Here is a 22,802-nt window from a genome sequence, read left to right as displayed (position 1 = left end):
TGCCTCCTTGTTGGTCAAGGTTGGTCAAGCATCTGTTGCATGCCGAGCAGGAACAGGCGCAGGTTCATCGCGAGCTGGGCCTCGTCACCCTGGGCATGGCCGACCTCGACCACGCGGCGCAGCGTGGGGTGGGCCGCGTCGTCGCAGTCCGCCAGGGCTCGGCGCAGGTTGGCGAGCCCGGAGTCCTGCCCGCTGCGACGGTGGCGCAGCCGTTCCTGGGCGAGGCCGACGCACAGGAAGGTCAGCGCAGTCACCCCTCGCGCAGCGCACTCCTCGTCGAAGCCAGCTGCCAGCAGTGCGGCCAGGGCCACCTCGACTGGGCGAACGACCACCGGGTCCAGGGGGTCCGCCAGGCTCACGCAACCGGCCAGCTCACCGGTGGCGACCAGGCTGTCGACGCACGCGCGGGCGAAGTCCGTGCACACCTGGCGCCAGTCCCCGTCCTGCTGCAGGCGTGCACTGTCGAAGGAGGACGTGAACAGGTCCGCGGCCACCATCTGCACGAGAGCCTCGCGGCTGCGCACGTGGTGGTGGAGCGCCTTGCGGTCCACCCCGAGCTCATCGGCCACCGCTTGCATGGTGATCGCCCTCGGCGCCAGCGCCCGCGCCGCATCGATGATGGACTGCCGGTCCAGGCCCGCCCGCTGACCCCGTTGCCGGCGTCCCGCTCGTCCCTCGCCGGGGCGACCGGGGCCGCCTGGTTCCGCCGTCACGCGTGCTCACCTCCCGGCTCTATTCCCGGCCGGGAATGTACTCCGGTGCTCGTGTAGAGGCCACAGAGGGGAACAAGCTGGCTGCTCAGGTAGTTTAATGTTGGACTAACACCTCAGGAGGGCGGCACCATGCAGTTCGGCATCTTCACCGTCGGCGACGTCACCCCGGACCCCACCACGGGCCGGACCCCCACCGAGCACGAGCGGATCAAGGCGACGGTCACCATCGCCAAGAAGGCTGAGGAGGTGGGCCTGGACGTCTTCGCCACCGGCGAGCACCACAACCCGCCGTTCATCGCCTCAGCGCCCACCACCACGCTGGCCTTCATCGCGGCGCAGACCGAGCGCATCATCCTGTCCACCTCCACCACGCTGATCACCACCACCGACCCGGTGCTGATCGCCGAGGACTACGCCAAGCTGCAGCACCTCGCCGACGGCCGGGTGGACCTGATGATGGGCCGCGGCAACACCGGCCCGGTCTACCCGTGGTTCGGCAAGGACATCCGCGACGGCGTCAACCTGGCCATCGAGAACTACGCGCTGCTGCGCAGGCTCTGGCGCGAGGACGTGGTGGACTGGCAGGGCACGTTCCGCACGCCGCTGCAGTCGTTCACCTCCACGCCGCGCCCGCTCGACGGCGTGCCGCCCTTCGTGTGGCACGGCTCCATCCGCACGCCCGAGATCGCCGAGCAGGCCGCCTACTACGGCGACGGCTTCTTCCACAACAACATCTTCTGGCCCATCGAGCACACCCGGCAGATGGTGGCGCTCTACCGCCGACGCTTCGAGCACCACGGCCACGGCAGCGCCGACCAGGCCATCGTCGGCCTCGGCGGGCAGGCGTTCATGCGCAAGAGCTCCCAGGAGGCCAAGCGGGAGTTCCGGCCGTACTTCGACAACGCGCCGGTCTACGGCCACGGCCCCAGCATGGAGGACTTCACCGCACAGACCCCGCTGGTCGTGGGCAGCCCGCAGGAGGTCATCGACCGCTACCTGACCATGCGCGAGGAGGTCGGCGACTACCAGCGCCAGCTGTTCCTGATGGACCACGCCGGCCTGCCGCTGAAGACGGTGCTGGAGCAGCTCGACCTGCTGGGCGAGGAGGTGGTGCCGGTGCTGCGCAAGGAGATGGCCCTCCGTCGGCCCGCGCACGTCCCGGACGCCCCCACGCACGCCTCGCTGGTCGCGGCGGCGGGTGGCGCGCAGGACGCCACCCCGCCCGGCGTGGACGACGTCACCGGCGCCTCCCCGGAAGCGGCGCGATGACGGCCCGCACCATCGCGGTGGTCAGCGCCGGCCCGCGCGAGCTGCGGGCGCGCGGGGTGGACCCGTTCGCTGACCCGGTGCCGTTCGACCAGCTGGTGAGGGGCGCCGCCGCAGGGTGATCCGCCGGGGTGTGGCGCAGAACGCAACGGGAATAAGTTAGGCTAACCAAATAAAGGTTAGGCAAACCTTACTCGAAGGGTCCCGATGCACGCCCGAACTTCTTCCCTGCAGCGCCGAGGCGCCGTGTCCGCCCTGCTCGCCTCCGCGCTGCTGGTGACGGCGTGCGGATCCGGCGACAACGCCTCGGACAGCGCTCTGGAGGGCCCGGCGACAGCATCGAGCCTGACCATCGCGGTGGACAAGGACTCCGGCCCGCTCAACCTCTTCGCGGGCCAGACCGACCAGCTGACCGAGCTGGTCTACGACAAGCTGCTGGCGCCGTCGCCGTACGTGGACGACCCGAAGCCGTGGCTGGCCACCTCCGTCACCCAGGTGAGCGCCTCCACCTGGGAGGTGGCGCTGCGCGACGGCGTCACCTGGCACGACGGTGCACCGTTCACCGCCGACGACGTGGTCTTCAGCTTCCACTACATGCACCAGGCCCCCACCGGGCGCTTCACCCACCACGTGAACGACACGCCGTCGATCTCGACGGTGGAGACGACGGCGGCCGGGGGAGTGCGCTTCACCTGCGACTACGCGTGCCCGGAGCTGGGCCCGGTCACGCTGGCCGACCTCCCGATCGTCCCCAAGCACGTGTGGTCCACCGTCGACCCGGCCAAGGCGAAGGAGCACGCCGCGCTGCCGATCGGCACCGGCCCGTACCAGCTGGTGGACTACAGCCCCACCTCCGGCTACCGGTTCACGGCCAACGCCAACTACTTCGCGGGCAAGCCGACGGTGGACGAGCTGGTGATGCCGGTGATCGCGGACTCCTCCGCCACGTTCACCGCGCTGCGCTCCGGGCAGATCGACGCGACCACCCGGGCGCTCACGCCGGAGCTCACCGACGAGTTCGGCCGCTCCTCCCAGGTCGGCGTGGTCAAGACCTCCCCGCTGCGCTACCCCGAGCTCAAGCTCAACTTCCTCGAGGCGCCGTTCAGCGAGGCGAAGTTCCGCACGGCCCTGAACAAGGCCGTCGACCGCGACCAGCTGCTCGAGGTGGTGGGACTGGGGCAGGGGCGCCCCGCCACGCAGGGCTACGTCCACCCGGATGCGCCGTACGCCAACCCCACCGAGTCGCCCTACGACGTCGCGGGCGCCAACACCATCCTGGACGAGCTCGGGTACGTGGACGACGACGGCGACGGTTTCCGGGAGGACGCCGCGGGGGAGAAGCTGACCTACCGGATCCATGCCAACGGGGGGCTGGCTCCCGACGTGCGCGCAGCGCAGCTGCTCACCGAGGACTTCCGCAAGATCGGTCTGGACGTGTCGGTCGTCGCGGTGGACACCGGCTCGCTGTCGGACATCGCGGCGAAGAAGACCTACGACATGTACGTCACGACCAACTCGCCGCACGCGGTGGCCGACCCCACGCAGTTCATCATGTCCCACCGCTCCGGCAACCTCTGGAAGGCGCCGTCGGTGCCGTACCCGGAGTACGACGCGCTGTACGAGAAGTGGAAGAAGACCGAGACCAACGAGGCACGGCTCGCGGTGCTCGACGAGATCCAGACCCTGTTCAACAAGCAGCCCACGGTGCTCGGCCTGTACTACCCGGACGAGTACTTCGGCGTGCGCGCCGACAGCTTCGCCGGCTGGGTGGAGACCCCGGGCTACGGCGTCGTGCACAAGTGGTCGTTCCTGCCGCGCGAGGTCAGCGAGTCCGCCGGCGCCATCGCGCCGGTGCGCTGAGCGCGATGCCCCTGCTGCGACGGGTCGGGCAGTACCTGCTGGTGCTCTGGGCCGCGGTGACGCTGAACTTCGCGCTGCCCTACCTCGCGCCGGGTGACCCGGTGCAGTACCTCTACGGCGGCGAGGAAGGCAACCTCGCACCGGAGCACGTGGCGCAGCTCCGTCAGGACTACGGGCTCGACCGGTCGGTCCTCGAGCAGTACGTGTCCTTCTGGGGCGGGCTGCTGCACGGAGACCTGGGCACGTCGGTCGCGCACAACCGCCCGGTGTCGGACGTGCTCGTGGACAAGCTGCCCTGGACGCTGGCGCTGGTGGGCACCGCGATGGTCCTCGCCGCGGTGCTGGGCACCCTGCTCGGCACCTGGGCGGCCTGGCGGCGGGGCAGCCGGCGGGAGACCGCCACCGTCACCGGGGTGCTCGCGGTGGACTCGATGCCTGGCTTCTGGGTGGGCATGATCTTGATCGCGGTCTTCTCGGTGCAGCTGGGCTGGTTCCCGTCCTACGGCGCGGCGCCGATCGAGGCCAGCGGCTGGTCCTGGTTCACCGCGGTGGCCGTCCGCATGGTCCTGCCGGTGCTCACCCTGGTGATCGCCAGCGTCGGCGGGTTCTTCCTGCTGGCCCGGGTGTCCACGGTGAGCGTGCTGGACGAGCCGTTCATCCGGCTCGCTCGGGCCAAGGGGCTCAGCGAGCGCAGCGTGGCGCTGGGGCACGCCCTGCGCAACGCCCTGCTGCCGGTGTTCACCAGCCTCACCCTCACCGCCGGCACGCTGCTCTCCGGCGCGGTGGTGGTGGAGAGCGTGTTCGCCTACCCCGGCCTGGGCAAGCTCACCTACGACGCGGTCACCACCCGGGACTACCCGCTGCTGCAGGGTGCCTTCCTGCTGGCGACCATCGGCATCATCGCCGCCAACCTGCTGGCCGACCTCGCCTACCCGCTCCTGGACCCACGGGTGCGGCGCGAGCGCGTCACCCACCACCGGAAAGAGGTCAGCGCATGACCGTCTCGGCCCGCTCCCGGCGGATGGCGGTGGCCGGCAGCGCGATCCTGGCCCTGCTGGTGCTCTGCGTGGTCGCAGCGCCGCTGCTCGCGCCGCACGATCCCACCGAGCGGGTCACCCGCCCGTTCGCCCGACCGTCGGCCGCGCACTGGCTCGGCGCCGACGACGTGGGCCACGACCTGCTCTCCCAGCTGATCCACGGCGCCCGCACCTCCCTGCTGGTCGGCCTGGTCGCGGCCCTGGCGGCGACGGTGATCGGCGCGCTGGTCGGAGTGGTGGCGGGCTACTGCCGCGGCTGGGTGGACGCGGTGCTGATGCGGATCGTGGACGTGATCCTCACCCTCCCGGTCCTGCCGCTGACCATCGTCATCGGCGTCTTCCTCGGCCCGGGCGTCAGCACCCAGATCCTGGTGATCTCCGCGGTGCTGTGGGCGGGCCTGGCCCGGGAGCTGCGCTCGCAGGTGCTGTCGCTGCGCGAGCGCGACCACGTCCAGGCGCTGCGGGCGATGGGCGCCGGGTCGGGCTACGTGCTGCGCCGGCACGTCTCTCGCGCGGTGCTTCCCCTGGTGGTCCCGCAGTTCATCCTGGCGGCCAAGACGGCGATCCTGCTGGAGGCGTCGCTGGCGTTCCTCGGCCTCGGCGACATCTCCGCGTCCAGCTGGGGCTCCATGCTCGCCATGGCCAGCTCGCGCAGCGCGTTCCTCACCGATGCCTGGCTGTGGTGGGTGATGCCGCCCGGAGTGGCCATCGCGCTCACCGTGCTGGGCTTCGCGCTGCTCGGCAACGCGCTGGAGGAGCGCTCCCGCCCGGTGCTGAGCCGACGCAGGAAGACTGCCGCTGGCCGTGGCCGGTCCGCCGGCGACGGTGCGCCCCGCAACCACGACCACAGTGCGGCGCTGCAGATCGAGAACCTCACTGTCTCCTACGGCCCGGGCGGCTCCGGAGTGCACGGGGTGTCGCTGAGCGTCGCGGCCGGTGAGGTGGTGGCGCTGGTCGGCGAGTCGGGCAGCGGCAAGTCCACGGTGGCGGCCTCGACCGTGGGGCTGCTCCCGCCGGCCGCCGAGATCGTGGGCGGGACGGTGCACGTGGCGGGGCAGGAGGTGACCACGATGTCTGCCGCGGGCCTGCGGGCGTTGCGCGGCAACCGCATCGCGCTCGTCCCGCAGGAGGCGATGTGTGCGCTCGACCCGGTGCACACCATCGGCGCCCAGCTGGTCGAAGCCGTCCTGGTGCACACCCGGTGCACCAGGGGACAGGCGCGGGAGCGGGCCACCGAGCTGCTGGGCCAGGTCGGCATCGACCCCGCCCGCATCGACGCCTACCCGCACCAGCTCTCCGGCGGGATGCGCCAACGCGTGGTGATCGCGATGGCCCTGGCCAACGACCCAGCGGTGCTGGTGGCAGACGAGCCGACCAGCGGGCTGGACGTGCTGATGGAGGTCGAGATCCTCGCGCTGCTGGCGGACCTGCGCCGACGGAGGAACCTCGGCCTGCTGATCGTCTCGCACAACCTCCGCGTGGTGGAACAGGTCGCGGACCGCATCGCGGTGATGAAGGACGGCGAGATCGTGGAGGTCGGACCGACCGCACAGATCGTCGGCGAACCCGCCCACCCGTACACCCGCAGGCTGATCGGCTCCGTCGTGCGGCTGGCACCGGTGCGGGAGCGGGTGAGCGCCTGATGAGCCTGCTGGAGATCCGTGGTCTCACGGTGTCCTTCCCCGGCCGCACCGCGGTGGAGGACGTCTGCCTGGACGTCGAGGCGGGCGAGTCCGTGGCGCTGGTCGGAGGGTCGGGGGCCGGCAAGTCCACGGTGGCCCGGGTGGTGGTGGGACTCGAGCAGCCCTCGGCCGGGCAGGTGCGCTTCCAGGGCACCGACGTGGTGGGCATGCGTCGCCGAGCCGCGCGCGCCGTGCGGCGGGACGTGCACCTGGTCTTCCAGGACCCCTACGCCTCGCTTCCCCCCACCCTCACCGTCGCCGACATCGTCGCCGAGCCCATGGTGATCCACCGGATCGGCAGCGCCACCAGCCGGCGGGACGCCGTGCGGCAGGCGCTGGCAGCGGTGAACCTCGACCCGGCCGAGCGCTACGCCAGCAGGTACGCCCACGAGCTCTCCGGTGGCGAGCGCCAGCGCGTGGCCTTCGCCCGCGCCGTGGTCACCGGGCCCAAGCTCGTCATCGCCGACGAACCGACCAGTGGGCTCGACGCGTCCCTGCGCATGCAGGTCATCGAGCTGATGGAGCGGTTGAACCGCGAGCAGGGCATCGCGATCCTGCACATCACCCACGACCTGGCGCTGGCTCAGCGCGGGTCGCAGCGCGTGGTGGTGATGCAGCACGGACGGGTGGTCGAGAGCGGCCCGGTCGCGTCGGTCCTCGGCGATCCCCAGCACCCGTACACCCAGGCGTTGGTGGCTGCCTCCAGCCACCCGCACATCGCACAGAAGGGGCTCTGACCGCAATGTTTGCACTGGTGACGATGTACCCGACCGGGGAGCTGTCCCCGTTCGCCGCAGGAGCGCTGGGGCACGACGTCTCGTCCATCGACTGCTACGACCTGTCCGACGCGACGCTGGCGCCGCACCGGGTGCTGGTGATCGGGTCGAACGTCGACCAGGAGCACCTCGCCCGCCACCGCGGGGTGGTCCGTCGGTTCCTGGACGCCGGGAAGGTGGTCATCTTCTGCGGCCACCTCAACCAGGACTGGCTGCCAGGGGCGCGGCACTTCGAGCCGGTGCTTCCGCCGCGGCGGAAGAACTACAAGGTGACCGAGGCCGCGGATCACCCGGTGTTCCGTGGCGTGGCGCTGGAGCACATGAGCGAGCGACGCGGGGTGGCCGGGTTCTTCGCCCGCGGGCACCACCCGGTGCCCGACGGCGCCGAAGTGCTGGTGCGGCTGGTCGGTGGCCAGCCGGTCACCTACGTCGACCGGGTCTCCACGGCGGGGACGATCTTCGTGCACGCCACCGGTGACCTGTTCGGGTACGCGACCGGGCTGGCGGACAACACCGCCGCCAAGATTCCCGGGCAGCTCGCCGACTGGGCCGCCGCGGAAGCCAGCCAGCTGCAGAACCAGCCCCTCCGGCCGACCCCGCCCGTCGACGAGTGGGGCCCGCTGCCCGTGAGCCCGTCCACGGCGACCGGCCGGGGACTGGCCGCGGTGTACGGCGGCAGCTCGCACCACCACCGCGCGCTGACCACGCCCAAGTACGCCCAGCACCTCACCGGCGGAATGCTCTACCTGCCCGAGCTCGCGCAGACCGACCTGACCGGCTACGACGGCGTCATCATCCCCGAGCGCATCCACCAGGGACTGCTCGACGCCGCGGCGCCTCGCATCCTGGAGCTCCTCGAGGCCGGCGGCACCGTGGTGTCGTTCAGCGGCGGCGAGCCGCTGCCCAGATTCCTGCCCGGCGTCCAGTGGGAGCACCGGCCCACCAACTACTGGTGGTGGCTGGAGCCCGGGGCGGACCTGGGCATGAGCACCCCCAACCCGCACCACTCCTTCTTCGGCCGGATGGGCGTCGAGGACTGCACCTGGCACTACCACGGGGCCGTCCAGCCGCCGCCCGGCGCGGAGGTGCTGCTCACCCTGCCCAACGGCGACGTGCTGGCCTACGTCGACCAGGTCAGCACGCCGGGAACGATGGTGATCGCGACCCTCGACCCGATGTCGCACTACGGGGCGTACTTCATGCCCGCGACGGAGCGATTCCTCGACGGATTCATGCCCTGGATCTCCGAGTTCAGCCAGACCGCCAACAATGGCGGCACGACAGTGAGGACTGCATCATGACCAACCCGCTCGAGGTGATGGACCAGGGCACCCTGCTCACCTTCGACTTCGACGACGCCCTGCGCTACCACGGGCCGCTGGCACCCGGCGGGGTTGCCCACGCCTACCAGGTGCTGGCCCGCGGGCTGCAGGCGCTGGGCAAGAACGGCCCCGTCGAGCGGCGCGACATCACGGTCACCACCTCCCACGGCGGCCCGGGCGTGCGCGACACCTTCGAGCTGGTGACCCGGGCGGTGACCGAGGGGCGCTACACCGTGGACGGTGCCCTGAAGCGGCCGGAGCGCGGTCGCACGATGGAGATCTACGTCTTCCGGCTGGACTACCGCGGCGAGAGCGTCACGCTGGTGGTCCGGGAGGGATTCGTCCGGGACGAGTACATCACCCTCTCCCGCAAGGCAGCCCGCACCGCGGAGGAGGAGGCTCGGCTGGTGGTGGTCAAGCAGGAGATGGCGGACCGGGTGATGGCCAGCCCGGCTGGAGACGTCTACGACGTGGTCTCCAGCGTGGGCGCGGCGTGAGGCCGGTCGCTGCGCGATGACCGCGAGCGGGACGGCTCACCCGGACGTCGACGTGGTGGTGGTCGGCGCCGGGCAGGCCGGGCTGGCGGCGGCGCACCACCTGAGCCGCCGGCTGCCCGCGGGTGGCTCGTTCGTGGTGCTGGACGCCAACGACGGTCCGGGGGGCGCGTGGCGGCACCGGTGGGACTCCCTCACCCTGGGCCGCGCGCACCGGGTGCACGACCTGCCCGGCCTGCCGCTGGTCGACCCCGACCCGGACCAGCCCGCCGCCCAGGTGGTCGCCGACTACTACGGCCGCTACGAGCAGCACTACGCCCTGCCGGTCCGCCGTCCCGTTCGGGTCGCCGCGGTGACGGCGCCGGAGGGTCCGCAGGGTCCGCTGGTGGTGGCCACCGACGCCGGCACCTGGACCACCCGTGCGCTGATCAGCGCCACCGGCACCTGGGACCGCCCCTACTGGCCGCGCTACCCCGGGCAGGAGCGCTTCGGTGGCCGCCAGCTGCACACCCACGACTACACCTCGGCGGAGGACTTCCGCGGGCAGCGCGTGGTGGTGGTGGGCGGTGGCACCTCGGCGGTGCAGCACCTGCTGGAGATCGCGCCCGTCGCCGCGAGCACCACGTGGGTCACCCGCCGAGCGCCTCAGTTCGTCGACCGCCCCTTCGACGCGGAGTGGGGTCGCGAGGTGGAGCGCCGGGTGGCGGAGCGGGTGCGCGCCGGGCTGCCGCCGGTGAGCGTGGTGGGCACCACCGGTCTGCCGCTCACCGAGGAGTACCGGCGGGGGATCGACTCCGGTGTGCTGGTGGCCCGGCCGATGTTCACCGAGATCACTCCGCGCGGGGTGCGCTTCGCCGACGGTGCCGAGGTGGTCGCCGACGTCATCCTCTGGGCCACCGGCTTCCGGGCGTCGCTGGATCACCTGGCGCCGCTGCACCTGCGCGAGCCCGGCGGCGGGATCCGGATGGCGGACACCACGGTGGTCCGGGATCCACGGGTCCAGCTGGTCGGGTTCGGGCCGTCGGCCTCCACGCTGGGCGCCACCCGCGCCGGTCGCCTCGCCGCGCTCGCGGCGGTGCGCAGCCTGACGACATCCGGCACCGGCCTGACCAGGGAGAATGAGCATCAACCTCAACCTCAAGTAGAGAGTTAACAGGGTTAACCGCAGAGTTGAGGTTGAGAGTTTTGCTGGTCTCGTGGACGGCGGTCAGATGAGGGTGCCGACGTCGGTGCGCACCAGGTGGTCCATCGCCCGCTCGGCCACGGCCGCGATGGTCATCGACGGGTTGCAGGCCGCGGCGCTGCCGGGCAGCAGGGCACCGTCGAGCACGTACAGCCCGGGCTGGTCGTGCACCCGGCCCTCCAGGTCGCAGACCGTGCCCATGCTCGCCCCGCCCAGCGGGTGCCAGGTGGACGGGAAGTAGTCGTTGGTGTCGGTGACGATGCTGGCGGGGCCGGCGATCCTGCGCACGATCGGGTCGATGTGGCCGGTCTGGATGGCGGTGTCGCCGTCCTTGGGCCAGTGCAGCACGGCGTTGTCGGTGGCGGAGTCGTAGCGGAAGCTGCCGCGGCTCTCGCTCACGCCGTAGCCGACCAGCATGGTGCTGCGCGCGTCGAAGCCCACGGGCGGCATGGAGGCCTGGATGACGGTGCAGGCGGTGGCCGGGTCGGCCCAGCTCTTGCTGCCGTAGACCACCGGGCCGCCCTGGGGCACCCCGAACCCGGTCGCGAGGTCGGTCCAGACGTAGATGCGGTCGGCGTTGGTGCCCCAGTTGCCGCCGAGGGCGTCGGGCAGGTCGGGGATCTGCCCGGTGGCCGCGGCCCGCACCAGCAGCTTGGTGGTGTTGAGGCTGCCGGCGGCCATCACCAGGGTCTTGGTGGTGAGGATCTTGGTCTCCAGCACCGTGCCGGCGCGGTCGATGCGCTCCACGTGCACCGTCCAGCGGCCGTCCTTCGCGCGGGCCACGTCGGTCACCTGGTGCAGGGTGCGCACGTCCACCCGTCCGGTGGCCTCGGCGGCGGCGAGGTAGGTGACGTCGATGGAGTGCTTGCCGCCGTTGTTCACCCCGAAGGCCCCGTCACCGTTGGTGTAGGACGGCTTCATCTCGCCGCGTGTCTCCGCGAGGGCGTAGCTCCAGTCGATGGGCATGGGGATCTTCTCCACGGGAAGGCCCGCGCGCTGGGCGTGCTCGGCGAACACCCGGGCCGCGCGGTAGCTGGGGGTGGCGATCAGCTCGTCGGGCGCCACGGCCAGCTTGAGCATCTGCGCCACCCGCGGGTAGTGCACCCGGTTCATGGTCTGCCAGTCGAGCTCGTTCGGGAAGTGCGCGTTGAAGACGGCCTCGTCCGGCTGCAGCGTCATCCCCTGGTACACCAGGGAGCCCCCGCCGACGCCCGCGGCGCACAGGGCGGTCATGTTCTCCCCGGGCACGATCTCCAGCAGCCCGGCGTAGGGCTCGATGATCGGTCGGCCGAAGATCTGCGGGACGGACTGGTGCCAGAGGAAGCGCTTGTCCGGCGCCGACACGCGCGGGAAGGTCTCGGCGTTCGGACCGCTGGGCCAGCGGATGCCGCGCTCGAGCACCACCACCGGCACGCCCGCCTCGGCCAGCCGCAGAGCAGCGACGCCACCACCGAAGCCGGACCCGATCACCACGGCGCGGTGGTCCTCGCGGGTGACGGGGGCCGTGGGGGAGCGGCGCGCACGGGGCCCTGCCGGGGACTGGGCGCTCGCCGACTGCGGGACGGCCAGCGAGGCGGCGACCGCGGCCGCACCGGTGAGAAACGCACGACGCTTGAGCTCAGACATGGGCGGGGCTCCCGACAGAGACGTGACGTGGGCCGGTGGGGCGCCGCGCCACGCTGGTGTCCCGAGACGAGTCGCACCGGCAACCAAGCTGTTCGCTAGGCGAACTCAAAACTAGACACTGGCCGACAATAGTGTCAAGAATTGAATTCTTGGCTACCGCTGGACGGGAGTGCCGGCCGCAGCCACCGGGACAGGAAGCGCCGCAGCGCATCGTCGTCGTGGACGGCGTCGTCGTCGAAGAGCACCACCGACAGCCCGAGGCGCAGCGTGATCTCCACCAGGTCGTCCAGGCTCGACGCCACCTCCGGGTGTCGCTCCGCGAGTGGCTCGAGCAGCTGTCGGGCGATCGGCTGGGCGCGATCCATCATGCCGGGGTCGAACACCGGGCTGCCGCGCTCGGCGTGGAACAGCGTGGCGAGCACCGGGTCGGCCCGCACCGCAGACCGGGCCACGACAACCAGCTCGACCACGTAGGCCAGTGCGCTGTTGGTGGTGGCCAGGCGCTGGCGGATGTCACCGAGCAGGTCCATGGCCAGTCCGGCGACCGCCTGCGACACCAGGTCCTCCCGGGTGCCGAAGATGCTGTAGACGGTCTGCCGCGACACTCCCGCGGCGCTGGCGACTGCGGCGATGTTCACCGCCTCGAACCCGCCGCCGGCGATCAGCCCCAGCGTGGCGTCCAAGATCTTTCGGCGAGACCGCATTCGGCCATTATCGGCCAGCGCTGCGGCCGGGGGAGACCAGCGCCGCGCTGCTGGAGGGCGGTCAGCGGGTGGCGGCGAGCTGGGCCGACGGCGTGGTTGCCTGGGACGCGCCGGCGCGCAGGAAGGAGCCGGTGCGCTCCGTGCCGAGGAGCTCCGTCGGCGTGCCGTCCTCGACCACCACGCGTCCGGCGATCAGCACGAGCGGAACGGCCGCGTCGTTGCGGTTGACCATCCGCGACAGTCCGCCGTACTGCTCGACCGGGTTCTCGTGGTACTCGTCGAGCTCGGCGCCCAGGTGCTCGGGGTCGACCACGAGCAGGTCCGCCCGGTCGCCGAGGCGGAGGTGGCCCGCGTCGATGCCGTACCAGTCGGCGAGCTCACCGGTCAGGCGGTGCACGGCGCGCTCGACGGTCATGAACGGCGCGCCGGCTAGCTGCGCGTCGTGCACGTGGCGCAGCAGCCGCAGGCCCATGTTGTAGAAGGCCATGTTCCGCAGGTGGGCACCCGCGTCGGAGAAGCCCATCTGGATGCCGTCGGTGACGGCCATCTTCTTGAGCAGCTCGGGCCGGTGGTTGCTGATGGTGGTGTGCCACCGCAGGGCCTTGCCGTGCTCGAGCACGAGGTCCAGGAACGCATCGACCGGGTGCAGTCCATCCCGCTCGATGCCGACCTGGCCGAAGGACTTGCCGACCACGCTGGCGTCTGGGCACTCCACGATCTCGGCGTCGAAGAAGTCACGGTGCCATACCCGCAGGCCCCACTTCTCGTCGTAGTCCTTGCGGAACTTGCGGCGGTAGTCCTCGTCGCGCAGCAGCGCGTCCCGCTGCACCGCGTCGGACAGGTGCAGGGCGGCCGCACCGGAGCCGAACTCCTCGAAGATCACCAGGTCGATGCCGTCGGCGTAGACCTCGAACGGGACCGGCAGGTGCTGCCACCGAAAGTCGCCGCCCAGTCGGTTGATCGTGCGCGACAGCGGCCCCATCAGGTGGATGACGGCCGGGTTGGCCTTGATGTCGGCCGCCGACAACAGGCTGGTCTTGAGGCGGGGCCGGCCGAGGCCCAGCGAGGTGACCAGCTGGGAGACGACGTTGCGGGGGTTCTTGATGTCGGGGCCGGACTGCAGGATGGCGCTGCGGCGACGGAGGATCGCCTGCAGGCGCCGCAGCTCCCGGGGCTTGGCGTACGTGGAGGGCAGCGTCCGCGAGCGGCAGGTCTGTCCGTCCAGCTTGTCGAACAGCAGCTGCTGCGACGACATGCCCACGAATCCCGCGTCCAGTGCCTCCTCGAGCATCTCCTCCAGCCGAGCCTGCTCGGTGCGGGTCGGGCGCACGTCGGGCCGGGTGGACCGGTCGAGCCCCATCACTGCGGCGCGGGCGTCGGAGTGGCCGAGGAACGCGGCGAGGTTGGGGCCGAGCGGGAGACGCTCGAGGGCGGCGACGTACTCGGCGGCGGTGCTCCAGGTCTTGGTCGTGTCGACCGCGCGGATGACGTCGCCGCGGGGGATCGCCTCCACCCGGCCGAACAGGTCGCCGGCGACCTCGCCGTCGACGTGGATGGTGGACAGGGAGCAGGACCCGATGAAGACCGTGGTGACCCCGTGGCGCACCGACTCGGGCAGGCCGGGGCCGTGGAGAACCTCCACGTCGTAGTGGGTGTGGATGTCGATCAGACCCGGCAGCACCCACTTTCCGGTCGCGTCCACGACCCGGGTGTCCGGTCCGGGCTGGAGCGCCTCGGTGGAGAGCGCCACCACGACCCCGTCGCGGATCCCGATGAACGCGGTCCGCGGTGCTGCGCCGGTGCCGTCGTACACCAGTCCGCCGGCGATGATGGTGTCGTAGCTCATGCGAACGCCCTCTCGAGGTGGGCCTCACCGCAGGGGAGAGCGGTACCGGCTGCTCGAACCGTATGTGACCTGCGTCATCAATGCCAGTGGCCGCAGCGTCACCCAGCGCTCAGGTCAAGGCGGCCGGGGTCCAGAGCGGCCAGGCGGGCGTGCCCACCGGCTGGCCGTACTCGTAGACCGCGACGCGACGAAACGGTTCGTCGAGACGGGAGTTGTCGTAGAAGTCGGCCCGGTCCACCCGGCCACGGGCCTGCGCGAGCAGCTCCCACAGGCGTTGGTAGCGCTGCCGGATCTTGCTCTCCGGCACCGCGTGGCCGCCATGGGCGACGCGATCGGTCACGCGGGCCACCGCCAGGCCCTCGGGAATCATGACGACGTGCAGCGACACCGTGTAGCCGCAGACCTGGGCGTGGTGCAGCAGGTCCAGCTTGCTCGGGTGGCTGAAGACGGTCTCCGTGATGAAGGAGGTCTGCTGGGCCATCAGCCGGTCCCGTTCCTGCGCGGCCAACCGGGAGACCTCGCCGGCACGGCGCTGCTGCTCGGCCCGGTCGTCGGGCCACAGCCGCTCGGCGATCAGGTCGGCGTTGACGAACGGCAGGTGCATCCGCGGTACGAGCACCTCCTGGGCGAGGGTGGACTTGCCCGCCCCGTTGGAGCCCGCCAGCAGGTGCAGGACTGGTGTGCCCACCCTCAGTCGGCGTCCGGGCCGCTGGCCTCACCGTGCGTCGTCTCGTGCACCACGACGTTGCCGTCCTCGTCGGCCTCCGACCACCGGGTGCGGCCCTGCTCGGCGAACCGGGCCCGCAGGTCCAGGGTTGCCAGGTCGGCCTCGACTCCTTCACGCCACCCGGTGCGCACCGCTGCCTGCTCCCGGTCGCCGACCTCGTCGTAGGACAGCTGCCCGGCGAGCACGCGGTCGATGTCGCGCTGGGAGATCCCGGCGGACGCCTCGAGCTCACGACCCAGGCGGGCCCAGTGGGCAAGCTGCTGAGCGGCGCTGCGGTGGGCCCGCGCGCCGGCGGCCTGCGCGGACTCGAAGAGTGCCGCGTCGAAGCGTGTGGGTGTGGTCGACGACGGTGCCATGGCCAGCTCCTCGGTTCTCGTCCAGTCCGCACTGCCAGCGTAGCAAGGTGCTACACCCACTCTAGGGGCAGCGCGAGGTGCCAGGGGGTGGAGCGCGGCTCGGGTGTCCGCCGGCATCGCGTGAGTCGAGCGATCGGTCCACCCTGGTACCAGCCCGCAATCTGTCACAGTGACGTATTGGGGTGTCGCAGCGGGTGTCCGGGGGCAGGGGTCTCGAGATTGAAGGCGCGGTCCGGCGATCGTCGGTGCCAGAATGTGCTGACGACCGACTCGCGGGGAGGCTGGCGCCGTGCGGAAACTGACCTTCGGCATGAACCTGAGCCTGGACGGGTACATCGCCGCACCCGGAGGCGACATCGGCTGGAGCGCGCCGAGTGATGAGCTGTTCCAGTGGTGGTCCGACCGGGTGGGCACGACAGATCTGGCGCTGTACGGGCGCAAGCTGTGGGAGACGATGAGCTCACACTGGCCGACCGCCGACCAGCAGCCTGGTGTCACCCCGGCGGAGGTCGAGTTCGCCCACCGCTGGCGGGAGATGCCCAAGGTGGTGTTCTCCTCGACGACCAGCACGATCGACGGGGACGCCCGTCTGGTCACCGGCGACGCGGTCGCCGAGATCGCCCGGCTCAAGGCCGAGGACGGCGGCCCGATGGACATCGGCGGCGCCACGCTCGCTGCGGCGGCCATGCGGGCCGGGCTGATCGACGAGTACGTGTTGGCCACCGCGCCGGTGATGGTGGGCGGCGGCACGCCGTTCTTCACGGCGCTGGACGGCTGGGTGAACCTGAACCTGGCGGAGACGCAGACGTTTCCCGGCGGCGTGGTGCTGAGCAGGTACGAGACGGTGCGCTGAGCGCCCGACGTCGGCGTTTCAGCCCCCTGGACTAGCGCCGATAACCTACATTATGACATTTACACCGGTCAGTACGCTCCCCACCCGGTGCTGCGCCCTGTCCGGTGCGTAGCCTCGAAGGCATGAGTTCCCTTGCTCCACACACCGCCCTGGTCGTCGGTGCCACTGGAATCGCCGGACAGGCCCTGTCCCGTCTCCTGGTTGACGAGGGCTGGGACGTCCTGGGTTTGTCGCGGCGTGGCGCGAGCGACGTTCCTGGCGTGGTGCCCGTCCAGGCCGACCTGACCGCCGCCGCCGGTCTGCAAGAAGCCCTCGCCGGGCACCAGCCGACGCACGTCTTCCTCGCCGCCTGGGCTCGCCAGGAGACTGAGGAGGACAACATCCGCGTCAACAGCGCCATGGTCCGCGACGTCCTGGCGGCTGTCCGGCCCGCGGCGTCGGTGCGCCACGTCGCGCTGGTGACCGGGCTCAAGCACTACCTCGGACCCTTCGAGGCGTACGGCCAGGGCAACCTCCCCGACACTCCCTTCCACGAGGATGAGGACCGGCTGCCCTACCCGAACTTCTACTACGCCCAAGAGGACGAGCTCTTCGCCGCTGCCGAGCGCGACGGCTTCACCTGGAGCGTGCACCGGGCCCACACGATCATCGGCTACGCCCTGGGCAACGCGATGAACATGGGTCAGACCCTCGCCGCGCAGGCCGCCGTGTGCCGCGAGCAGGGGCTGCCCTTCGTGTTCCCGGGGTCGGAGACCCAGTGGAACGGCGTGACCGACATGACCGACGCGGGGTTGCTGGCCGAGCAGATGCACTGGGCGGCCGTCACCCCCGCCGCCGCCGACACCGCCTTCAACACCGCCAACGGGGACGTCTTTCGGTGGCGCTGGATGTGGCCGCGCCTCGCCGAGCGCCTGGGCGTTGACCCTGTGGGGTACGAGGGCCGCCCGCGTCCCCTGGAGGAGCAGATGGCTGACGCCGCACCGGTGTGGGCCGAGCTCGCCGCACGCGAGCAGCTGCGCGAGCACGACCTGCACCGCGTCGCGTCGTGGTGGCACACCGATGCCGACCTCGGCCGCGACATGGAGTGCTTCACCGACCTGGCCCGCAGCCGGGCCGCCGGGTTCACCGGCTACCGCTCGACGCTCGCCAGCTTCCTCGAGCTATTCGACCGGCTCGAGCAGGATCGGGTCGTGCCCACGCCCCGTCGCTGAGCTCCTAGCCGCGGTCCGGGAACGCGGCGTCGCTCTGGTCGCGATCCGGCACTGCTGACACCGGGTAGGACAAGACCGTGAGCACGTCGTCGTGCAGCGCGGCGTTGGAGTAGAAACCACCGCCCTTGTCGCTCGCGTGTCCGCCGGTGGGGTCGGTGAACCGCCCGCCCGCCTCCTGGACCAGCAAGATCCACGGAGCGTGGTCCCACGTGAAGTAGCGCTCAGCGAGGAAACCATCGATCTCCCCTCGGACGAGCTCAACCAACGGCAAGGGGCTCGAAGGCGGACGAAATCCGGCAGGCAGCCGGTCTCGTCCTGGGCTGTCAAGGGCGTCCAGCGCTGCCTCGGCCACCCTCGACGTGGCGCTGACGGAGAGGCGACGGACCTCGCCACCGACTCGAGGCCAGGCTGCTTCGAAAGCCCCACCGTCCCGCACTGCCCACCAACGAGTGCCGAGCGCGGGCGAGGTCACCACTGCCAGCGCGGTGACTCCACCGATCTCGAGGGCCACATGGATCCGCCAGTTCGGATCACCTCGGCTGAAGAACCCGGTGCCGTCAATGGGGTCAAGGATCCACAGGCGCTCGGATTCACCTTCCTGACCGTGCTCCTCCCCTAGCGACGCATCGCCCGGGTATGCCGCTGAGAGGCACTCACGAAGGAGCCGCTCCACGGCGACGTCGGCTTCGGTCACAGGCGATCCGTCAGCCTTGGCGGTGGCCGTGACGCCCGACGTGAAGAACTGCAGCGCTAGATCGGCGGCTTGGTCTGCGACGTCGAAGGCGACCTGAAGGTCAGTCGAGTAATCCATCGCGGGTAAACGCTATCGGCCCAGGGCGCGGCGCACGCGAGCAGCCACCCGACCGACCACCTGAGCGTCTGCTTTGGCCCACTGCAGATACTTTCCGCCGCAACGGTGCTCATAGATGATGGTCGCCGGAACGGTGATAGAGCTCGCGTTACCTGGGACGACAAGGAGACTGCGGCATGACCGAGATCGCGAAGGGCTCGAAAACCGACCTGCGAGGGACGCAATTCACCGTCCGCATCGACAGCACGCAGCAATCCGGGCACAACGTTGATGTCGCGGCCACGTTGCTCGGACCATCGGGAAAAGTCCGAAGCGACGCGGACTTCGTGTTCTTCAACAACCCCGCTGGGGCTGGCGTAACCCTGGTTTCCGACGCGGTCGTCGAGGTGGACCTCGCCGGGGTCCCGGCAGACGTGGACAGAGTGCTGGTGACGGCCAGCACAGAAGCGATCGGCACGACGTTCGGCGCCGTTGCGGCCCCGGCGGTGCACGTCGTGAGCGACGCCGAGACCATGCAGTTTCGCCCTTCCGGACTGACCACCGAGACGGTGCTGCAGGCAGTGGCGTTCTATCGACGCGGACAGGGTTGGCGCCTCGACGCAGTGGGCCAGGGCTACAGCGGTGGACTGGCCGCGTTCGCTGCTGAGCACGGCATCGACGTCGACGACCCCGGCACTCCCCCAGCCGTCCCCGCTCCCCCGGCGCCGCCGGCCGCCGCGCCGCCGGAGCCGACATCGACGGTCAGCTTCTCCAAGGTCAAGGTCGCGCTGACCAAGGACTCGCCCGAGAAGAAGGCGACGATCGACCTCCGCAAGAGTCAGGGCGACCCGAGCTGGGTGTTGACGGTCGGGCTGGAGTGGGACGGGCGCGGGGCCACCTACGACCGCAACGGACAGGTCAAGCGCTTCGGCAAGGGTGACCTCGACGTCTACTTCTTCTGCCGCAACGAGGAGACCAACAATTACGTGGTCATCAGCGGCGAGAAGGGGCATCGGGGCAGCCTCGACGCCTGGCCGTTCCTGCACCACGACGGAGACAGCAAGGGGCCCGGAGCGAGGTCGAAGCCGGCCACCGAGCAGGTGCGGGTGCGCCCCCAGGAGAACGGCGACCTGCTGGTGAACGTGTACCAGAGCGTCGACAACGGCGGCGGAGCCATCAACACCTTCGGCAAGCCCCGGGTGGCCATTCGCTACGGACGCGCGAGCGAGGATGGACTGCCGGGCCCGGACGCGGACGAGGTCCTGGTGTTCATCGGCAACGACGAGGACTCCTACTGGGCCACCGTGGCTCACGTCGACGTGCAGGACGGAATCCTCACGGTGGACGGGGAGACCCGCTACAGCGAGCCGGGCGAGGAGTGCATGCCAGGGCTGGACACTGCGGGGGGTTGGGTGCGGGAGCCGAAGGGCGGACCTGTCGGGCGGAGCAAGAGAGCGAACAAGGGAATCGGGTTGACCCGGTACGCCGGCAAGTGCCCGCCACCCGCGAAGTAGCCCTGTCGGGCTGAGGATGCTCCGCGTTTGGGACGGGAAACCTGCGTACCGCAGCGCTTGTTGAGACTTACCGAACGATGTCTCAGTAAGATGGTCCTATGTCAGCCATTGACCCTGCAGCCGAGAGCGACAGTGGTGTGGGCGCATGGCCGGCAGTGGCCTACGAAGAGCTGCCGTGGCGCTCCTCGATCGACCCGAGCCTCGTCTCGCGACGGGTGCGGGAGCGCCACTCTGCTCCCTACTCGGCCGCCCTCGTGCCGGCGATCGCGGCGGTGGAGCTGGCGCTGCCCGCATCGACGCTGGCACTGACCGAGGAGGCTTCCGCCGAGATAGCCCGCTTCGACGCCGAGGTCGGAGCGGAGCTGGCCCCGTTCGCCGCCATCTTGCTCCGGTCGGAATCCGCTGCGTCCTCCATGATCGAGAACCTGACCTCGGGTGCTAAGGCGATCGCGCTGGCGGAGCTGGGCGGGGCGGCCAAGCGCAATGCCGCCGAGATCGTCGCCAACGTGCGCGCCATGCAGGCTGCCGTCGCGCTGGCCGACCGGCTCGACGAGCACACCGTGCTCGCCATGCACGAGGCACTGATGGGTCATCTGCACCCGGAGGTGGCCGGACGCTGGCGGGAGGAGCAGGTGTGGATCGGTGGCGATGGCTACGGACCGCACGGGGCCGACTTCGTTCCCCCGCACCACACCCACGTGCCCGCGGCGATCGCCGACCTTCTCAACTACGCCCGCCGCGACGACGTTCCCGTGCTGGCCCAGGCCGCAGTCGCCCACGCCCAGCTCGAGACCATCCACCCCTTCCCGGACGGCAACGGGCGCACCGGCCGTGCGCTGGTGCACGCCATGCTGCGCAACAAGGAGCTGACCCGCAGGGTCACCATTCCCGTGTCGGCAGGTCTGCTCACCGACACCGGCCGGTACTTCAGCGCTCTGACTGCCTACCGCGCCGGCGAGGTGGTGCCGATCGTGGAGCTGATGGCCTCGGCGTCCCTGCACGCGATCGCCAACGGTCGCCAGCTCGCCGCCGAGATCACCCGCATCCGCACCGGGTGGGACGACACGGTGGTCGCCCGCCGCGACGCCGCCGCCTGGCGCCTGGCCGACCTGGTGCTGCGCCAGCCGGTCGTGAACTCAGAGACCGTGGCCCGCGAGCTCGCTATCCCGCCGACCAGCGCGCTCGCCGCCATCGGTGTGCTCGTCTCCAGCGGAGTCCTGGTGGAGATCACGGGCGGCAAGCGCAACCGGCTGTGGCAGTCACCGGAGATCCTGGGTGCCCTGGACGACTTCGCCGCGCGGGCAGGCAGGCGTCGCCTGGACGACTCCTAGCCACTCAGGGGAGATCTGGCCGCCGGCGGTGAGGAACCGCGTCCGAACGCGGACCTCACGCCATTGTCGAGAGGCAACCAGTGGTCATCTCCGCCACGTAGCGGTTTTGGCTGGCCGGTCGGATCGCATGGTTGTATTGCCCCATGCGTTCCCAGCCTTCGGCCGCAGTGTGGCCAGCCGTTCACCACGAACGCCACATCCTTGTTGGAGAACTTGAATCGCTCACCTCAGAGCAATGGGCCCAGCCCTCGCTCTGCCCCGGCTGGGACGTTCACGACGTCGTGGCTCATCTCGTGGATTCCGCGAAGACGACTCGCCTCGGCTTTCTCCGTCGAATGGTGACCGCGAGGCTCGATTTTGACAAGGCCACGGCACGCGGGGTCGTCCGGGAACGTGCCGCGACTCCAGGCGCGACCTTGGCTGAGCTCCGCCGCGTGCGCGAAGCAACCACGACGCCGCCCGCTGCCCTGGCAACCCGACTCGTCGAGATCATCGTGCATGGTGAGGACATCCGGCGTCCCCTGGGTCTGGTGCACTCCTACCCGAGCGAGTCGGTCAACGCGGCCTTGTCCTATCAGCTCAGGACCTCCGTCTCCATGGGCGGTGGCAAGGAACGCGCAGCTGGATTCCGGCTGCACGCTTCCGACGCACGGTTCGAGCACGGTTCTGGATCAGAGGTCACAGGAACCTCCTTGGCACTTCTCATGGCCATCTCGGGCCGCCCCGCCGACAAGGAAGATTTCTCCGGTGACGGTGCCGCCACGTTCCTGCACAAGCTAGAACAAGGGTCGTGATGAGCAGCCTCGTCCCGTGCTGATGCACAACAGCACCCCACCCCAAACCGGGGTGAGGTGCCGTCGTAGCGCGGAGGCGACTGTTACCCGGTCACGCCGTAGTCCTGTGTGATGCCCGCGAGGCCGGCCGCGTAACCCTGACCCACGGCGCGGAACTTCCACTCCGTCCCGTTGCGGTAGAGCTCGCCGAAGACCATCGCGGTCTCCACGGAGGCGTCCTCGGACAGGTCGTAGCGGGCCAGCTCGGTCTGGTCGGCCTTGTTGACCACGCGGATGAACGCGTTGCGGACCTGGCCGAAGGACTGCTTGCGGGCCTCGCCGTCGTAGACGGAGACGGGGAAGACGACCTTCTCGGCCTCGGCCGGAATGGTGCCCAGGTCCACGGTGATCTGCTCGTCGTCACCGGCGCCCGCGCCAGTGAGGTTGTCGCCGCTGTGCACGACAGCGTTCTCCGGCGAAGCCAGGTTGTTGTAGTAGACGAAGTGCTTCGGGGTGACCACCTTGCCGTCGGCTCCACAGACGATGGCGCACGCGTCGAGGTCGAAGTCCTCGCCGGTGGTGGTGCGGGCGTCCCAGCCCAGGCCGACCGTGACGGCGGTGAGCCCCGCTGCGCCAGCCTGCTTGGTCAGCGAGATGTTGCCGCCCTTGGTGAGAGAAACTCCCATGTGGTGCACGCTCCTTTGTGGTGCTGCCCCGGCGCAGGAGTGCGGACCGGGG

At 70.5% G+C, this 22,802-nt stretch carries 22 protein-coding genes; 14 read left to right on the top strand and 8 right to left on the bottom strand.

From position 1 onward, the window contains the following. Positions 1–14: 14 nt before the first annotated feature. A complete protein-coding gene (locus AC3YNX_RS13050) occupies positions 15–713 on the bottom strand; it encodes a TetR/AcrR family transcriptional regulator (protein WP_489995724.1) in 699 nt (232 codons plus the stop codon). A gap of 129 nt (positions 714–842) precedes the next feature. Between AC3YNX_RS13050 and AC3YNX_RS13045 the strand changes: the two genes are divergently transcribed. The 9 genes from AC3YNX_RS13045 (at position 843) to AC3YNX_RS13005 (ending at position 10,303) form a co-directional block, all read left to right on the top strand. Further along, positions 843–1,982 (top strand): LLM class flavin-dependent oxidoreductase, encoded by a 1,140-nt coding sequence (locus tag AC3YNX_RS13045; protein WP_489995723.1) that lies wholly within the window; start codon positions 843–845, stop codon positions 1,980–1,982. After that, a complete protein-coding gene (locus tag AC3YNX_RS13040; RefSeq protein WP_489995722.1) occupies positions 1,979–2,101 on the top strand; it encodes a hypothetical protein in 123 nt (40 codons plus the stop codon). The genes AC3YNX_RS13045 and AC3YNX_RS13040 overlap by 4 nt, the downstream gene beginning before the upstream one ends. A gap of 124 nt (positions 2,102–2,225) precedes the next feature. After that, on the top strand, positions 2,226–3,839 hold the full coding sequence (locus tag AC3YNX_RS13035; protein WP_489995721.1) for an ABC transporter substrate-binding protein: 1,614 nt from the start codon (positions 2,226–2,228) through the stop codon (positions 3,837–3,839). 5 nt (positions 3,840–3,844) lie between these two features. After that, positions 3,845–4,837, top strand: a complete 993-nt coding sequence (locus AC3YNX_RS13030; RefSeq protein WP_489995720.1) for an ABC transporter permease — start codon at positions 3,845–3,847, stop codon at positions 4,835–4,837. Next, a complete protein-coding gene (locus AC3YNX_RS13025) occupies positions 4,834–6,519 on the top strand; it encodes a dipeptide/oligopeptide/nickel ABC transporter permease/ATP-binding protein (RefSeq protein WP_489995719.1) in 1,686 nt (561 codons plus the stop codon). Before AC3YNX_RS13030 ends, AC3YNX_RS13025 begins: the two co-directional genes overlap by 4 nt. After that, positions 6,519–7,295, top strand: coding sequence for an ABC transporter ATP-binding protein (locus tag AC3YNX_RS13020; protein ID WP_489995718.1), 777 nt, complete (start codon positions 6,519–6,521; stop codon positions 7,293–7,295). The genes AC3YNX_RS13025 and AC3YNX_RS13020 overlap by 1 nt, the downstream gene beginning before the upstream one ends. A 17-nt stretch (positions 7,296–7,312) precedes the next feature. Further along, a complete protein-coding gene (locus tag AC3YNX_RS13015) occupies positions 7,313–8,635 on the top strand; it encodes a hypothetical protein (RefSeq protein ID WP_489995717.1) in 1,323 nt (440 codons plus the stop codon). Continuing rightward, positions 8,632–9,153: a hypothetical protein gene (locus AC3YNX_RS13010; protein WP_489983186.1), complete on the top strand. Its 522-nt coding sequence runs from the start codon at positions 8,632–8,634 to the stop codon at positions 9,151–9,153. Before AC3YNX_RS13015 ends, AC3YNX_RS13010 begins: the two co-directional genes overlap by 4 nt. A gap of 16 nt (positions 9,154–9,169) precedes the next feature. After that, complete coding sequence (locus AC3YNX_RS13005; protein WP_489995716.1) at positions 9,170–10,303, top strand: FAD-dependent oxidoreductase; 1,134 nt, start codon at positions 9,170–9,172, stop codon at positions 10,301–10,303. A gap of 54 nt (positions 10,304–10,357) precedes the next feature. Here AC3YNX_RS13005 and AC3YNX_RS13000 read toward each other — a convergent pair whose 3' ends face one another. The 5 genes from AC3YNX_RS13000 to AC3YNX_RS12980 all read right to left on the bottom strand — a co-directional run bounded on the left by AC3YNX_RS13000 (position 10,358) and on the right by AC3YNX_RS12980 (position 15,592). Continuing rightward, the gene (locus AC3YNX_RS13000; RefSeq protein WP_127782953.1) at positions 10,358–11,959 is read right to left on the bottom strand and encodes a GMC oxidoreductase; all 1,602 of its coding nucleotides are present in this window, start codon (positions 11,957–11,959) and stop codon (positions 10,358–10,360) included. 134 nt (positions 11,960–12,093) lie between these two features. After that, positions 12,094–12,663, bottom strand: coding sequence for a TetR/AcrR family transcriptional regulator (locus AC3YNX_RS12995; protein ID WP_489995715.1), 570 nt, complete (start codon positions 12,661–12,663; stop codon positions 12,094–12,096). Between the two features lie 61 nt (positions 12,664–12,724). Beyond that, entirely contained in the window at positions 12,725–14,509 is a 1,785-nt protein-coding gene (locus AC3YNX_RS12990) for an N-acyl-D-amino-acid deacylase family protein (RefSeq protein ID WP_489995714.1), read from the bottom strand. A 109-nt stretch (positions 14,510–14,618) separates the two neighbouring features. Then, a complete protein-coding gene (locus AC3YNX_RS12985) occupies positions 14,619–15,197 on the bottom strand; it encodes an ATPase (protein ID WP_127782956.1) in 579 nt (192 codons plus the stop codon). A gap of 2 nt (positions 15,198–15,199) precedes the next feature. After that, a complete protein-coding gene (locus AC3YNX_RS12980) occupies positions 15,200–15,592 on the bottom strand; it encodes a TA system antitoxin ParD family protein (protein WP_489995713.1) in 393 nt (130 codons plus the stop codon). Between the two features lie 289 nt (positions 15,593–15,881). Between AC3YNX_RS12980 and AC3YNX_RS12975 the strand changes: the two genes are divergently transcribed. Both AC3YNX_RS12975 and AC3YNX_RS12970 read left to right on the top strand, forming a co-directional pair. After that, entirely contained in the window at positions 15,882–16,445 is a 564-nt protein-coding gene (locus AC3YNX_RS12975; protein WP_489995712.1) for a dihydrofolate reductase family protein, read from the top strand. A 122-nt stretch (positions 16,446–16,567) separates the two neighbouring features. Then, positions 16,568–17,656 carry an SDR family oxidoreductase gene (locus tag AC3YNX_RS12970; protein ID WP_489995711.1) on the top strand — a complete coding sequence of 363 codons (1,089 nt, stop codon included), beginning with the start codon at positions 16,568–16,570 and terminating at the stop codon, positions 17,654–17,656. Positions 17,657–17,660: 4 nt separating this feature from the next. Here the strand turns inward: AC3YNX_RS12970 and AC3YNX_RS12965 are convergent, their stop codons facing one another. Next, the gene (locus tag AC3YNX_RS12965; RefSeq protein ID WP_489995710.1) at positions 17,661–18,467 is read right to left on the bottom strand and encodes an inositol monophosphatase family protein; all 807 of its coding nucleotides are present in this window, start codon (positions 18,465–18,467) and stop codon (positions 17,661–17,663) included. A gap of 176 nt (positions 18,468–18,643) precedes the next feature. Here AC3YNX_RS12965 and AC3YNX_RS12960 point away from each other — a divergent pair, with 176 nt between their 5' ends. From AC3YNX_RS12960 to AC3YNX_RS12950, 3 genes are all read left to right on the top strand, one after another. Beyond that, a complete protein-coding gene (locus tag AC3YNX_RS12960) occupies positions 18,644–19,960 on the top strand; it encodes a TerD family protein (RefSeq protein ID WP_489995709.1) in 1,317 nt (438 codons plus the stop codon). A 98-nt stretch (positions 19,961–20,058) separates the two neighbouring features. Then, on the top strand, positions 20,059–21,291 hold the full coding sequence (locus AC3YNX_RS12955; protein WP_489995708.1) for a Fic family protein: 1,233 nt from the start codon (positions 20,059–20,061) through the stop codon (positions 21,289–21,291). Positions 21,292–21,434: 143 nt separating this feature from the next. Next, on the top strand, positions 21,435–22,085 hold the full coding sequence (locus AC3YNX_RS12950) for a maleylpyruvate isomerase family mycothiol-dependent enzyme (RefSeq protein WP_489995707.1): 651 nt from the start codon (positions 21,435–21,437) through the stop codon (positions 22,083–22,085). Between the two features lie 83 nt (positions 22,086–22,168). Here AC3YNX_RS12950 and AC3YNX_RS12945 read toward each other — a convergent pair whose 3' ends face one another. Then, positions 22,169–22,750 (bottom strand): TerD family protein, encoded by a 582-nt coding sequence (locus AC3YNX_RS12945; RefSeq protein WP_489983173.1) that lies wholly within the window; start codon positions 22,748–22,750, stop codon positions 22,169–22,171. Between the last annotated feature and the right edge of the window lie 52 nt (positions 22,751–22,802).

It is taken from the genome of Rhodococcus sp. Z13_19A (genome assembly GCF_058133575.1).
Note: the sequence above shows the minus strand (reverse complement) of the source record. Positions and strands in the feature narration are given on the sequence as shown.